Source organism: Stenotrophomonas sp. STEN033 (assembly GCF_056856655.1).
In genome coordinates this window covers 1-13894 of sequence record NZ_JBXFWM010000091.1, presented here as the reverse complement: position 1 = coordinate 13894, position 13894 = coordinate 1, and the positions used below count along the sequence as shown (strand labels likewise).

Below are 13894 nucleotides of genomic sequence, written 5' to 3'. Positions count from 1 at the left end.
GGTCGGGGGTGGGGCTTGGGGCTTTGGGCTTTGGGCTTTGGGCTTTGGGCTTTGGGCTTTGGGCTTTGGGCTTTGGCCTCATCCCCGGCTTTTACCCCGCAGAACCCCCAACCCCAATCCCCAATCTCCAACCCCCAAAACGACAAAAGCCCGGCCAAGGCCGGGCTTTTGCTTTCCCAGTGGGATTCCGAAGAACCCCACCCCGAAGCGATTAACGCTTGGAGAACTGGGTGGCGCGACGTGCCTTGTGCAGGCCGACCTTCTTACGCTCGACTTCACGGGCGTCACGGGTCATGAAGCCAGCCTTGCGCAGCTCGGACTTCAGGGTTTCGTCGTACTCGACCAGCGCACGGGCGATGCCCAGACGGATCGCACCGGCCTGGCCGGTGGTGCCGCCGCCGGCAGCAGTGACCAGGATGTCAAAGCTTTCGGTGTTCTGGGTCAGTTCCAGCGGCTGACGCACGATCATGCGTGCGGTCTCACGGCCAAAGAACTCGTCCAGCGGACGGCCATTGACGGTGATCTTGCCAGTGCCCTTGCGCAGGAACACGCGAGCGGTGGAGGACTTGCGGCGGCCAGTGCCGTAGTTTTGAGTGATAGCCATGATTAGATATCCAGAACCTGCGGCTGCTGTGCGGCGTGCGGATGCTCAGTGCCGGCGTAGACCTTGAGCTTGCGGTACATCTGACGACCCAGCGGGCCCTTCGGCAGCATGCCCTTGACCGCGATCTCGATCACGCGCTCCGGGTGACGCTCCAGCGCCTGCTCCAGGGATTCGGTCTTCAGGTTACCGATGTAGCCGGTGAAGCGATGGTACTTCTTGTCCTTCAGCTTCTTGCCGGTTACGGCAATCTTGTCGGCATTGATGACGACCAGGTAATCACCGGTGTCAACATGCGGGGTGTAGACCGGCTTGTGCTTGCCACGCAGGCGGCGAGCCAGCTCGGTGGACAGACGGCCCAGCGTCTTGCCGGCGGCGTCAACGAGGTACCAGTCGCGCTGGACGGTCTCGTTCTTTGCAGTGAAAGTGCTCATAAAGAACTCAGGTAGGTCGGGCTGATTGCGGCGAGATGAACCACCGGAACTTTGCCACGCGTTGTGAAGGTGAAACAGAAGAGGCGGGATTGTACTGGCCTCAGGCGCCTGGCGCAACTCAGCCCCTGAACGGCACCCTGCCCCAGCCTTGGCAGGCCGCAGGCCAGCGGCGAGAATCGGGCCTACCCCACTGCAACGCTCCGCCATGACCCCCACCCGCGTACACACGCCCCTGGACCACCTGCTGACTGAAGCCCAGCGCGCCCTGGACACGGTATTCGGCAACCCGCCGGCGGCCCGCCCCAACCCGGCCGGCGACACCCCCGAGGTGGTGCTGGAACCGGCTGAAGCCCGCCATGCGGCGGGGCTGATGCGGATCAACCATGTAGGCGAAGTCTGCGCGCAGGGCCTGTACTTCGGCCAGGCGGCGGTCGCCCGCGACCCGGCTACCCGCGCGCACCTGCTCGATGCCGCGCAGGAAGAGACCGATCACCTGAGCTGGTGCGCCGACCGCCTGCGCGAGCTGGACAGCCGCCCCAGCCTGTTCAACCCGCTCTGGTATGCCGGCAGCTACACCATCGGCACGCTCGCCGGCCTGCGCGGTGATGGCTGGAACCTTGGCTTCGTGGTGGAGACCGAGCGCCAGGTGGAAGCGCACCTGGACGAGCACCTGCAGACCCTGCCGGCGGCCGACCAGCGCAGCCGCGAGATCCTCAAGGTGATGAAGCTCGACGAAGCACGCCACGCCGAGCACGCCGAACATGCCGGCGCGCGCAAGCTGCCGTTCCCGATCCCGTCGATGATGGCACTGGCCTCCAAGGCGATGAAGGCCGTGGCCTACCGGATGTAGCGCACCACCACCACCTGTAGAGCCGAGCCATGCTCGGCTGGGTCTTACCGGGAAAGCCTCTGCCGAGCATGGCTCGGCACTACATGGGATGGATTTTTGCCAAAAGCCTCTGCCGAGCATGGCTCGGCACTACCTCAACCCTGGTCTCAGCTGACCAGCTTCAAGCCGATCACGCCGGTCACGATCAGACCGATGCACAGCAGCCGTGGCCAGCTCGCGCTGTCGCCAAACAGGATCAGACCGGCAATGGCCACGCCAACGGCGCCAATCCCGGTCCAGACCGCATAGCCGGTGCCTACCGGGATCGTGCGCAATGCCTGGGTCAGCAGCCACAGGCTGATGCCGGCAAACACCACGGTGAACGCACTCGGCCAGAGCCGGGTGAAACCTTCGCTGTACTTCAGGCCCAGCGCAAAACCGATCTCGAACAGGCCCGCCAGCAGCAGGTAGATCCAGGGCATCGCCAACTTCCTTTACATGAAAACACGACGGCCCGATGCATGAGCACCGAGCCGCCGTCGACAAACGTCTGCATCACTGCAGGGCGGGCCGTCCCGCCTGTTGTTGCGCAGAACCGGCAAGCCGGCGCTGCGCAGTTAGTGCTTATTCGGCCAGGTTGCGACCGTGGAACAGCTCTTCGATCTCGCGGCGCAGCAGCGCCTCGATCTTCATGCGTTCCTTGAACGACAGGTTCTTGGCCTTCTCTTCGAACAGGTACTGGTCCAGGTCGAAGTCCTTCAGGTGCATCTTGGTGTGGAAGATGTTTTCCTGATAGACGTTGACATCGAACATCTCGTAACGCGACTTGATGTTCTTGGCCAGGAAGTTCTGGATCGAATTGATCTTGTGGTCGATGTAGTGCTTCTTGCCCTTGATGTCACGGGTGAAGCCACGCACGCGGTAATCCATGATCACGATGTCCGATTCCAGACTCTCGATCAGGTAGTTCAGCGCCTTCAGCGGCGAGATCACGCCACAGGTGGCCACATCGATGTCGGCACGGAACGTGGCGATACCTTCCTGCGGATGCGTTTCCGGATAGGTGTGCACGGTGATGTGCGACTTGTCCATGTGCGCGACCACGGCGTCGGAGATCAACTCCTTGCCAGCGGCCTTCTTGTCGATCACCGGCTCCTCGGAAATGAGAATTGTGACCGAGGCACCCTGCGGGTCGTAATCCTGACGCGCGATATTCAGGATGTTCGCACCAATGATCTCAGCCACATCGGTGAGGATCTGCGTGAGACGATCGGCGTTGTATTCCTCGTCGATGTACTCGATATAACGCTGGCGCTCCTCTTCGGTACGCGCATAGCAGACGTCATAAATGTTGAAGCTCAAGGCCTTGGTGAGGTTGTTGAATCCTTGCAACCTCAGGCGAGGCAACGGCTTGACCACGGCGGTCGATCCTGTAGATGGTGGGAAAGGCGGAAGTATGGGGCAAAGTGGGGCGCTGTGATACTTGCTCCTTTATGCCCGTTTGCCCCTTATGCTCGGCCTCGTTAAGCTTGCCCATTAAGCAAGTTCATCCAAACTGTGAACGCCATCATGAGCCTAGGTAACGCCACCACCGTGTCTAACGTGCGTCTTGCCTCCAGCCCGCTGGCGCTGGATATCGCTACCATCGACCGCTTTCTGGCCCACAGCCACCGCCGCCGCTACCCGGCGCGGACGGATGTGTTCCGCCCGGGCGACCCCGCGGGGACCATGTATTACGTGATCAGCGGCTCCGTCAGTATCATTGCCGAGGAAGACGACGACCGTGAACTGGTCCTGGGTTACTTCGGTGCCGGCGAGTTCGTCGGCGAGATGGGCCTGTTCATCGAGTCGGACAAGCGCGAGGTCATCCTGCGCACCCGCACCCCCTGCGAGCTGGCTGAAATCAGCTACGAGCGCCTGCATCAGCTGTTCCTGGGCCCGCTGTCCGTGGACGCGCCCAAACTGCTGTACGCCATCGGCTCGCAGATCTCCCGCCGCCTGCTGCACACCAGCCGCAAGGCCAGCCGCCTGGCCTTCTTGGACGTGACCGACCGCATCATCCGCACCTTGCACGACCTGTCCAAGGAACCGGAATCGATGAGCCATCCGCAAGGCACCCAGCTACGCGTCTCCCGCCAGGAGATCGCCCGCCTGGTGGGTTGCTCGCGGGAGATGGCCGGCCGCGTGCTGAAGAAGCTCCAGGCCGACGGCCTGCTGCATGCCCGCGGCAAGACCGTGGTGCTTTACGGGACGCGGTAGCACCCGCGCTGATACGTATTCACGTATCAACCCCATGGTTTGCGGGGCAAACCATGGGCCCCGGCTCATCAGCTCCCCATTCCCCGCGCCTGTCGGCACGCCCCCCCTTTACCAAAGGGGGCTCTCTGGACTGATCTACCTCGGGAAAGCCCTTTGCCAGCGCTCTGGTAGCCCGGGTAAGCAACGCGCACCCGGGGCTCTTCGCGCATTGGTGACGATTCCGCCAGGCACCCTGCCTTGCCTGCTTCCCGGGTGCGCTGCGCTTACCCGGGCTACGCGGTCAAAGTGTGATGTCTGTCGGCGCCAATAATCTCATTCACCCTTGCGAAGACCAGGATCCCGCAATGGCTCGATGCAGCCCCCCCCGGAACGTCATTCCAACAACCCAGGGGGCGTGGACATTTCGCCGACATAGCCGTGAATTAGCGTCCATTCGGCGCTGATACGGGTCAGGAATCAACCCAAACCATTACTTACCGATGTAGCTTTCCTTGACCTGCCCAGCTGTGGCCCGCAGTCTTGGGGAATGGAATTTGGCAATGAATTTTACTGGTTCATCCTGATCGGCCTGGGTGCGCAGCTGGTGGATGGCGCACTGGGCATGGCGTTCGGGCTGATCTCGTCGTCGGTACTGCTGAGCATGGGGCTGCCGCCAGCGGCGGTCAGCGCTAGCATCCATACCGCAGAAGTGTTCACCACCGGTGCTTCGGGGGTCTCGCACCTGGTTGCCGGCAACGTGGATAAACGCCTGTTCTTCCGCCTGGCGGTGCCCGGTGCCATTGGCGGGGCGATCGGTGCCTACGTGCTTACGCAGCTGCCCGGCGACGTCGTGCGGCCGTTCATCTACCTCTACCTGCTGGTGCTGGCGATCTTCATCCTGGCCCGTGCGGCGGGCAGGTTCGTGGCCAAGCAGGAAGTGAAACGGGTTCCGGTCCTGGGCTTCTTCGCCGGCCTGCTGGACGCCACCGGCGGTGGCGGCTGGGGGCCGGTGGCCACCTCCACCCTGCTGGCCCGTGGCGGCCAGGCCCGCACCACGATTGGCTCGGTCAACGCAGCCGAGTTCGTGGTGACCCTGTCGATCTCGGCCACCTTCCTGCTGTCGATGGGTTTGCAGCACCTGTCCATCGTCGCCGGCCTGCTGGTCGGCGGCATGATGGCCGCACCGGTGGCGGCCCTGTTGGTGAAGCGGGTCAAGGAGCGCTGGGTGCTGATCGCCGTCGGCGTACTGGTGCTGTCGATCAGCCTGTTCCAGATTGGAATGGCGGTGGTGAAGCTGCGGGGTGCTTGAGGCTTGGCACTGCTCCACCAGACTTCGCGCGGACATTCGGAGCCCCTCTCCCGCTTGCGGGAGAGGGGTTGGGGTGAGGGGAGCTTTTGACTTTGCCTTAAAGCCTCAAGAGCCCCCTCATCCGCCCTCCGGGCACCTCGCTCCGCGCCCCGGCCCCGCGTAGCACGCGGGGCGTACGAACAGTCACGAGCCTTTGCCTCGTAAACGCCTGTTCTTAACCCCGCTTGCGGGAGAAGGGATGTCGGCTCCGGCAGGCTCTCCAGGTGCGTCAAAAGCCCCCTCATCCGCCCCCCGCCTTCGCGGGGGCAGGCTCTTCGGGCACTTTCTCCCGTAAACGGGAGAAGGGATGCCGGCTCCGGCTGGATCGTTGCTTGCCCCGCTATGGATTACTTGGGCAGCGGCTTGCCGCCGCGCCCCGGGCAGCCCCAGTTGAGGATCGGGGTGCCGGCCGGCAATACCTTGCCGAAGTACGCCACCCGCGAATGCTTGGGGTTGACCACTACCGGCGCCTTGGCGGCCTTGAGCAGCGGCAGGTCGGCGGTGCTGTCGGAGTAGGCGATGGCAATGTCGCCATAGCCGCGCTCGCGCAGCATGCGCATCTTTTCTTCGTTGTGGCAGTGGCGGGTGGCACCCATCGCGCCCATGCGCGGCCCCACTTCGCTGCCGATCACCGGCACGCCCTGTTCGGCCACGAAGGCGAGGATGGCGCGGGCCAGCTCCGGCGGTGCGCCGGTGGCTACGATCACCCGGTCGCCGGCACGACGGTGCGCGGCGAATACCTGCAAGGCATGCGGCAGCAGGTGCTGGCGGATCTCGTCCTCGTGCTTGAGCACGTACTGGTCGATCACCTTGTTGAACTCACGCGCCTGGTGCAGGCCGAAGGTGGCGATCCAGACATAGCCGGAAATGCCAAATCGACGCGTCGGCAGCATCGCTACCAGCGGCCCCAGCAGCGGCGTGGCGAGGATGGCGACCAACAGCCTCAGGGGATTGCGCTTGATCAGCCACGCGAACAGGTGGCTGCCGGAATCGCCGTCGTACAGGGTGTGATCGAAGTCGAAGACGACCAGTTGCGCGTCGTCACGCGGGTTCGGGTAGGGATCAGTCATGTCGGGAAGAATAGCTGACGCAGGCCCTCGCCCGGCTCTTCGACGCGCATGAAGGTCTCGCCGACCAGGAAGGCATTGACCCCGGCATCGCGCATCAGGGCGACGTCGGCCGGGCCCATGATGCCGCTCTCGGTGACCAGCAGGCGGTCGCGCGGCACTGCGTCCTTCATCGACAGCGTATTGTCCAGCGACACCTCGAAGGTGCGCAGGTTGCGGTTGTTGATGCCGACCAGCGGCACCGGCACCTGGATGGCGCGCTCCAGCTCGTCGATATCGTGCACTTCCACCAGCACATCCATTCCCAGTTGCATGGCCAGATCCGACAGCTCGGCCAGCTGGCGATCATCCAGCGCCGAGACGATCAGCAGGATGCAGTCGGCACCGAGCACGCGCGCCTCATAGACCTGGTACGGGTCGATGACGAAGTCCTTGCGCAGCACCGGCAGCGTGCAGGCGTCGCGGGCCTGGCGCAGATACAGGTCTGCGCCCTGGAAGAAATCCACATCGGTCAGCACCGACAGGCAGCTGGCGCCGCCGAACTCATAGCTCACCGCGATATCGGCCGGATGGAAATCCGGGCGGATCACGCCCTTGGACGGGCTGGCCTTCTTTACCTCGGCAATCACCGCCGGGTCACCATTGGCAATCGCCGCGTTCAGCGCATTGGCGAAGCCGCGTACCGGCGAGGCATCGGCCAGACGCGCCCTCAACTCGGCCAGCGGCACGTTGGCGCTGCGCTCCGCTACCTCCTGCACTTTGCGGGCGAGGATGGTGTTGAGGATGTCGCTCATGGATCTGCTTCCTGGAAGACGGGCGTTGCTGACGCGGGTGATTGGGGGATTATCAGGGATTGCCGGCCAGCACGCGGCTGGCGGCAACGTACTGCTGCATGCGTGCGCGGGCGCTGCCGTCGGCAATCACCGCGCGGGCGCGGGCCAGGCCGTCGGCGATGCTGTCGGCGACACCGGCCACATACAGCGCGGCACCAGCATTGAGCGCGACGATATCGTTGGCCGGGCCCGGCTGGTTGTCCAGCACCGCGCGCAGCATGGCGATGGACTCTTCCGGGTTTTCCACCTTGAGGTTGCGGCTGGCCGACATGGCGATGCCGAAGTCCTCCGGATGAATCTCGTACTCGCGCACCTTGCCGTCGCGCAGCTCACCCACCAGGGTGCCGGCACCGAGCGAGATCTCGTCCATGTTGTCGCGGCCCCACACCACCAGCGCACGCTCGGCACCGAGCTCGCGCAGCACGCGTGCCTGGATGCCGACCAGATCCGGGTGGAACACGCCCATCAGGATATTGGTGGCGCCAACCGGATTGGTCAGCGGGCCGAGGATGTTGAAGATGGTGCGCACACCCATTTCTCGGCGTACCGGCGCGACCACCTTCATTGCCGGGTGGTGCATCGGCGCGAACATGAAACCGATGCCGGTCTGCTCGATGGCTTGTGCAACCTGCTCGGGCTGCAGCTCGATCACCGCGCCCAGCGCTTCCACCGCATCGGCGCTGCCGGACTTGGACGACACGCTGCGGTTGCCGTGCTTTGCGACCTTGGCGCCAGCAGCAGCGACCACGAACATCGAGCAGGTGGAGATGTTGAAGGTATGCGAGCCATCGCCACCGGTGCCGACGATGTCGACCAGATGGGTCTTGTCGGCGACCTGCACCGGGCGCGCGAACTCGCGCATCACCGTGGCCGCGCCGGCAATCTCGCCGACGGTTTCCTTTTTAACGCGCAGGCCAGTGAGGATGGCCGAGGTCATGGTCGGCGATATCTCGCCACGCATGATCTGCCGCATCAGGTCGACCATCTCGTCGAAGAAGATCTCGCGGTGTTCGATGGTGCGTTGCAGGGCTTCCTGCGCGGTGATGGTCATGACAACTCCAGAATCAGGAAATAACGATGTAGTCGCTTTGGCTGTGGATGCCGGCGTGCGCGCCACGTAGCAACTGCACGTGCAGGCCACCGATCGGCCCGACCGGCAGGCAGTTGTCCACTTCCAGCAGGGCATCGCGGTGCGGCTTGATCCACTGCGCCTCGGCCTGCGCCAGCGCCTTGCGCTTGGCTTCGGCCGCATCAGCAGCGACCACCAGCAGATAGCGATGCGCTTCGCCGAACTCGCCTTCGACGTAACCGCCGAGGTTGACGAAGAACAAGGTCGGCGCGTCGGCCGCAGGCGCGTCATCGCAGATGCGCACCTGCCAGTCGTCGACGCCATCGACCGTCATCCATGAATCCAGATGCAGGCCTGCAGCCTCGCCGAACCATTGCTGGCGCAACTGCGGGTAGGTCTGCTCGATAGTCGGGCCAACCCCGAACACCACGTCGTGCACTTCGGTATTGGCACGCGCATGGCGGCCACCGAGCATCACCACGAACAGGCGGAAATCTTCCAGGCTCACGGCGTCGGCCTCGCGGTAAGTGCCAGACGCAGGCCGAAGCCGATAAACAGCACGCCTGCCAGCTTGTCCAGCCACTGCATGCCACGCGCGGCCCAACGGCTGCTGCGCACACGATCGGCTGCCAGCACGTAAGCGGCATTGATCGGCAGCGCGTTGACCATGAAGATCAGGCCCAGCAGCGCGAACGCCAACGGCTTGTTCTGCACCGACGGCGCGATGAACTGCGGCAGGAACGCCAGGAAGAACAGCACCACTTTCGGGTTCAACACATTGGTCAGGAAGCCACCGGCGAATACCTGCCACCACGAACCGGCACTGCCGCTGCTGGCGGCGATATCGGCCTGCAAGGTCGATTTACCGGTGTTGCGCAGCAGGCGCACGCCCACCCACAACAGGTAGGCCGCGCCGATCCACTTGATCACCGTGAACAAGGTAGCCGAGGTCGCCAGCAACACACCCAGACCCAGCGACGCCAGCGCCACATGCACCAGACAACCGGCACTGATGCCGGCAATGGCGGCGAAACCGGCGCGGCGGCCGCCACGCAGCGAGCGGCTGATGATGTACAGCACATCCGGGCCCGGCGTCAGGTTGAGCAACCAGCCGGCCAGCATGAACAGCAGCAGCTGGCTCGGCTCGATCAACATGTGCGGTCCAGGAAGTTCTTCATCAGCGCATGGCCGTGCTGGGTAAGGATGGATTCGGGGTGGAACTGCACGCCCTCGACCGGGTACTCGCGGTGGCGCAGGCCCATGATCTCTTCCATCGAACCGTCCGGATTCTCGGTCCAGGCGGTGATTTCCAATGCTGCCGGCAGCGTGTTCTTGTCCACCACCAGCGAGTGGTAGCGAGTGGCTTCGTAACGGTCCGGCAGGCCGGCGAATACGCCCTTGCCTTCATGCCGGATCGGCGACACCTTCCCGTGCATGATGTTGCTGGCGCGGATCACGTCACCGCCATAGATCTGGCCGATGGCCTGATGGCCCAGGCATACACCGAACAGCGGAATGCTGGGGCCTAGCTGGCGGATCACCTCCAGCGACACACCGGCCTCGTTCGGCGTCTTCGGGCCGGGCGATACCACGATGTGCGAAGGCTTGAGCGCGGCGATCTCGGCGACGCTCATCGCGTCATTGCGCACCACCTTCACTTCGGCACCCAGCATCTGCAGGTATTGCACGAGGTTGAAGGTGAAGCTGTCGTAGTTGTCGATCATCAACAGCATGGTTCAGTTTCCATCGCTAATCAGGAATATGGCGTAGACGTTTTCGGTGTAGGTGATAGGCCCGGCTACTAATTGTTCGCCAGGCGCCGGGGCCGCATGAACGTCATTGCGGCTGCCGGTGACCTGCACCCGATCCAGCGAATCATTCTCCCTATGGAAGACGTCCGCCATGTTTGCATTCGACCAACTGCCCGCCTGCACACCGTAGGCGAAACTGGGGGCAACATCTGAGATCGTGTAAAGGCCGGTGATCTTCGCGCCGTAGGCATCGGCCAGCCCCTTGGCGGAGGCGCGCGTCTGCGCAGCAGCTTCGGCCTTGAGCTGGCCCCGCAACCGCGCTTCGCCCGAATACACCGGCCTCGTAGTGCGCACCTGCACCTCGCTGCTGGCGTTCAGATCGCCCAGAAACGCCTGCAACTGCTCCGGCTTTTCGAAGGCACCTTCCATATCCCGGCTGACGGCGGTGCCCACAAACACCTCTTCATCGTCCTTGTAACGGGTTGATGGCGCGATGCTCAGGTTATCCAGGCGCACGGTTTCGGCAATGGCACCGTGCTTGGAAAACAGGTTCAAGACCCGCTCTGCATTGGCCTGAACCTTGCGACGGGCGATGTCGGTCTGCATATCCACCGACTCCAATGCGATCTTCACCACGAAGCGGTCCGGCATCACCTTGCGGCTGGCATCGCCCTTCACCAACAGGTGCGGCTGTGACGGAATGGAGTTGGCCTGCGCCCACGCCTGCGGAACAGCGGCAACCAGCAGCGATGACCACAGCAACATGCGGGGCAACTTCATGCGGCACTCCTTGTCATGGTGAGAGAAACATCTGCAATCGTTGAAACCAACATGCGAAACGCGGCTTACAAACCCTTCGCCGCCTGCGCCACCGCACGGAACAGCGCGCGGCCCTTGTTCATGGTTTCCTGCCACTCGGCATCCGGATCCGAGTCATAGACCACGCCGCCGCCTGCCTGCACGTACAGGTAACCGTCCTGGATCACCGCGGTGCGGATGGCGATGGCGGTATCAGCATCGCCGTTCCAGCCGATGTAACCGACCGCGCCCGAATAGACATTGCGCTTGACCGGCTCCAGCTCGCGGATGATCTCCAGCGCGCGGATCTTCGGCGCGCCGCTGACGGTGCCGGCCGGGAAGGTCGCGCGCATCACATCGCTGTAGCTCAGCCCGGCCTTCAAGGTGCCGGTCACTTCGCTGACGATATGCATGACATGGCTGTAGCGCTCGATCACGAACTGCTCGCCGACCTTGACCGTGCCCGGTTCGGCGACGCGGCCGACATCGTTGCGCCCCAGATCGATCAGCATCACGTGCTCGGCGCGCTCCTTGGGATCGGCCAGCAGCTCGACTTCCAAGGCCTTGTCCAGCTCCGGCGTGGCGCCGCGCGGGCGGGTGCCGGCGATCGGGCGCACGGTGACGATGCCATCGCGCAGCCGCGCCAGGATCTCCGGCGAGGAGCCGACCACCTGGGTGCCGCCAACATCGATGAAATACATGTACGGCGACGGATTCAACGCGCGCAGCGCGCGGTAGACATCGATCGGCCGCGCACGGAACGGCACGCGCAGGCGCTGGCTCGGCACCACCTGGAAGATATCGCCGGCACGCACGTATTCCTGCGCCTTGCGCACCACCGCATGGTATTCCTCGCGGGTGAACGAGGACTGGAAATCCTGCTCGTCGATGGCATCGGAAACCTGCGATTGCGGGTAACCGGCACCGCCCTGACGCAGGCGGTGCGCCAGCTCATCGAGGCGACGGTTCGCGCGCGCCCAGGCCTGCGGCTGCGCCGGGTCGGCATGCACGATCAGGTACAGGCGGCCCTTGAGGTTGTCGAATACCGCCAGCTCTTCGGACAGCATCAACAGGATGTCGGGCGTACCGAGTTCGTCGGGCTTTTCGCCCGCGCCCAGGTGCGGTTCGATGTACTGGATGCACTCGAAGCCGAACCAGCCGACCAGACCGCCAGTGAAGCCCGGCAGGCCATCCAACTGCGGCACCGAGTACTGCTTGCGCAGCACTTCCACCTCGGCTAGCGGGTCGGCCACCTCGCGACGCTCCACCACTTCGCCCAGCTCGCTGACCTCCAGCGTATGCTCGCGGAAGCTGTAGATGCGGCGTGCCGGCAGGCCGATGATGGAATAACGCCCGAAGCGTTCGCCGCCTTCGACCGATTCGAACAGATAGGTATAGGGGCCGTCGGCGAGCTTCAGGTAGACCGAAAGCGGCGTGTCCAGGTCGGACAGCACTTCACGGACGACGGGGACGAAATTATGCGGGTGTGCGCTGTGGCCTTCAGCGGCCAGCTGCTGGAACTGCTCTTGCGTGATCAAGACGGCTTTCCTTCCGGGAATCGACGGTGGCGGTACGGACGACGGCAACGGGCCACCATCGCCACCAGCAGCGAGCGGAAGAAAGGGAACGCTTGGTCGTCAGAATGGGCACCGGGCCACTCTACCGCAAGATTGGCGCCCGGTGTGCATCCGCAGCATGGGGATTTGCTTGCAGCGGCAACGATTCAGCTGCCCAGCAGGGCTGTTGCGGCCGGCAGATGCATGCGTACCCGCCCGGCCACGCACTGGATATGGAAGCGTCGGGCCTGCAGCGGTTCACCGTCCAGATTCAGGGTCAGCGGCTGCTCGGCCTCGATCCACAGCTCGCGCAGCCGTGCACGTTCAGCCACCTGCTCCAGCGCCGCATGCTTGCCTTCGCTGAACAAGGTGCCGAGGGTGGTCATCAGTTCGCCGGACAGCTCCGGAATGATGGTCAGGTCCAGCAACCCGTCATCCAACAGCGCATCGGGGCATAGCTGCTGGCCGCCTCCGGCCTGGCGGCCATTGCCGATACCAAGTGCGATGAAACCGCCCTGCCATTCGAAATCCTCGCCACGGATGCGTGCCTGGATCGGCTCGATCCGCCCGAGCTTGCCGATCCCGGTGATCACGTAAGCCAGGCCACCGAGCATCTTCTTCAGGCCCTCATGGGTTTCCACCGTCACTTCGGTGCCAAAGCCGCCGCTGGCCAGGTTGGCACACCAGTGCACCTTGCCATCACCCTCGACACGCAGCAGGTCGATGGCACGCGCCTGCGTATGTGCTGGCAGCTGCAATGCCGGCAACGGTTCGAGCGGAATGCCGGCAGCGGTGGCGAAGTCGTTGGCGGTACCCAGTGGCAGCAAGGCCAAGGCCGGCAATCGCGCCGCATCCTGCCCCGTGTGCGCCAGCGCCTCGGCGACTTCGCTCAAGGTGCCGTCGCCGCCGCCCGCAATCAGCAGCTGCGCCTGCGCGGCGATGGCTTCGCGCACATAGCGTTCGGCGTCACCGGCTTCCCAGGTCACCCGCACCTGCAGACCCTGCCCTTTTTCCCGCATCTGCGCCACTGCATCGCGCACGGCATCGTCGCCAGCGGATTTGCCATTGAGGATCAGGTACCAGGGCGCTGCTTGCATGCGGATCTCCAGGGAAGGCGCGCAGCCTAGCAAGGGGATTGCTGCAGGCGGGTGAATGTCACTGTGTTGTCACAGCGCATCCGGAGAATGAAAGGCCATAGCAAGGACGATGGATGGAGGCAGGATCAGCCTCCGATGATTCCCCGGCCGCAACGGCGACGTTGCGGCTTTTTTTTCGCTTCACCGGTAGAGGCCCCCCCCACTCGGGGAGGGGGTACACCGCTGGAACCCCAAAAACACAGAGGACGGGCCAACCCCACCCCCCCCATTGGG

The 13894-nt window shown here is 64.0% G+C and carries 16 protein-coding genes; 3 read left to right on the top strand and 13 right to left on the bottom strand.

The genetic code is table 11. The features are described 5' to 3' along the window. Positions 1–211: 211 nt before the first annotated feature. The gene (rpsI, locus tag AC1VXC_RS19900) at positions 212–604 is read right to left on the bottom strand and encodes a 30S ribosomal protein S9 (RefSeq protein WP_303748658.1); all 393 of its coding nucleotides are present in this window, start codon (positions 602–604) and stop codon (positions 212–214) included. A gap of 2 nt (positions 605–606) precedes the next feature. Beyond that, the gene (gene rplM, locus AC1VXC_RS19895; RefSeq protein WP_312370871.1) at positions 607–1035 is read right to left on the bottom strand and encodes a 50S ribosomal protein L13; all 429 of its coding nucleotides are present in this window, start codon (positions 1033–1035) and stop codon (positions 607–609) included. Between the two features lie 205 nt (positions 1036–1240). Here rplM and coq7 point away from each other — a divergent pair, with 205 nt between their 5' ends. Next, positions 1241–1885: a 2-polyprenyl-3-methyl-6-methoxy-1,4-benzoquinone monooxygenase gene (gene coq7, locus AC1VXC_RS19890; RefSeq protein WP_481527499.1), complete on the top strand. Its 645-nt coding sequence runs from the start codon at positions 1241–1243 to the stop codon at positions 1883–1885. A 146-nt stretch (positions 1886–2031) separates the two neighbouring features. Here the strand turns inward: coq7 and AC1VXC_RS19885 are convergent, their stop codons facing one another. Together AC1VXC_RS19885 and speD are read right to left on the bottom strand one after the other, a co-directional pair. After that, on the bottom strand, positions 2032–2346 hold the full coding sequence (locus AC1VXC_RS19885) for a DMT family transporter (protein ID WP_312370866.1): 315 nt from the start codon (positions 2344–2346) through the stop codon (positions 2032–2034). A gap of 142 nt (positions 2347–2488) precedes the next feature. After that, a complete protein-coding gene (gene speD, locus AC1VXC_RS19880; protein WP_313170870.1) occupies positions 2489–3283 on the bottom strand; it encodes an adenosylmethionine decarboxylase in 795 nt (264 codons plus the stop codon). Positions 3284–3433: 150 nt separating this feature from the next. Here speD and crp point away from each other — a divergent pair, with 150 nt between their 5' ends. Together crp and AC1VXC_RS19870 are read left to right on the top strand one after the other, a co-directional pair. Then, a complete protein-coding gene (crp, locus tag AC1VXC_RS19875) occupies positions 3434–4123 on the top strand; it encodes a cAMP-activated global transcriptional regulator CRP (protein WP_313170872.1) in 690 nt (229 codons plus the stop codon). A gap of 526 nt (positions 4124–4649) precedes the next feature. Beyond that, positions 4650–5411, top strand: a complete 762-nt coding sequence (locus tag AC1VXC_RS19870) for a sulfite exporter TauE/SafE family protein (RefSeq protein ID WP_313170874.1) — start codon at positions 4650–4652, stop codon at positions 5409–5411. Positions 5412–5797: 386 nt separating this feature from the next. On the opposite strand, the gene AC1VXC_RS19865 is transcribed toward AC1VXC_RS19870, so the two are convergent. The 9 genes from AC1VXC_RS19865 to yegS all read right to left on the bottom strand — a co-directional run bounded on the left by AC1VXC_RS19865 (position 5798) and on the right by yegS (position 13621). After that, positions 5798–6520, bottom strand: coding sequence for a haloacid dehalogenase-like hydrolase (locus AC1VXC_RS19865; RefSeq protein WP_313170876.1), 723 nt, complete (start codon positions 6518–6520; stop codon positions 5798–5800). Further along, positions 6517–7311 (bottom strand): indole-3-glycerol phosphate synthase TrpC, encoded by a 795-nt coding sequence (gene trpC / locus AC1VXC_RS19860; protein ID WP_481539744.1) that lies wholly within the window; start codon positions 7309–7311, stop codon positions 6517–6519. Before trpC ends, AC1VXC_RS19865 begins: the two co-directional genes overlap by 4 nt. A gap of 52 nt (positions 7312–7363) precedes the next feature. After that, the gene (gene trpD / locus AC1VXC_RS19855) at positions 7364–8401 is read right to left on the bottom strand and encodes an anthranilate phosphoribosyltransferase (protein ID WP_313495094.1); all 1038 of its coding nucleotides are present in this window, start codon (positions 8399–8401) and stop codon (positions 7364–7366) included. Between the two features lie 13 nt (positions 8402–8414). Further along, positions 8415–8927: a DUF1543 domain-containing protein gene (locus AC1VXC_RS19850; RefSeq protein WP_313170882.1), complete on the bottom strand. Its 513-nt coding sequence runs from the start codon at positions 8925–8927 to the stop codon at positions 8415–8417. Beyond that, entirely contained in the window at positions 8924–9574 is a 651-nt protein-coding gene (locus AC1VXC_RS19845; protein ID WP_481539743.1) for a LysE family translocator, read from the bottom strand. Before AC1VXC_RS19845 ends, AC1VXC_RS19850 begins: the two co-directional genes overlap by 4 nt. Next, positions 9568–10152 (bottom strand): anthranilate synthase component II, encoded by a 585-nt coding sequence (locus AC1VXC_RS19840; RefSeq protein ID WP_293705836.1) that lies wholly within the window; start codon positions 10150–10152, stop codon positions 9568–9570. Before AC1VXC_RS19840 ends, AC1VXC_RS19845 begins: the two co-directional genes overlap by 7 nt. Before the next feature lie 3 nt (positions 10153–10155). Continuing rightward, on the bottom strand, positions 10156–10950 hold the full coding sequence (locus tag AC1VXC_RS19835; protein ID WP_313495091.1) for an SIMPL domain-containing protein: 795 nt from the start codon (positions 10948–10950) through the stop codon (positions 10156–10158). Between the two features lie 65 nt (positions 10951–11015). Next, a complete protein-coding gene (trpE, locus tag AC1VXC_RS19830) occupies positions 11016–12506 on the bottom strand; it encodes an anthranilate synthase component I (RefSeq protein WP_481539742.1) in 1491 nt (496 codons plus the stop codon). A gap of 185 nt (positions 12507–12691) precedes the next feature. Next, the gene (yegS, locus tag AC1VXC_RS19825) at positions 12692–13621 is read right to left on the bottom strand and encodes a lipid kinase YegS (RefSeq protein WP_481539741.1); all 930 of its coding nucleotides are present in this window, start codon (positions 13619–13621) and stop codon (positions 12692–12694) included. Between the last annotated feature and the right edge of the window lie 273 nt (positions 13622–13894).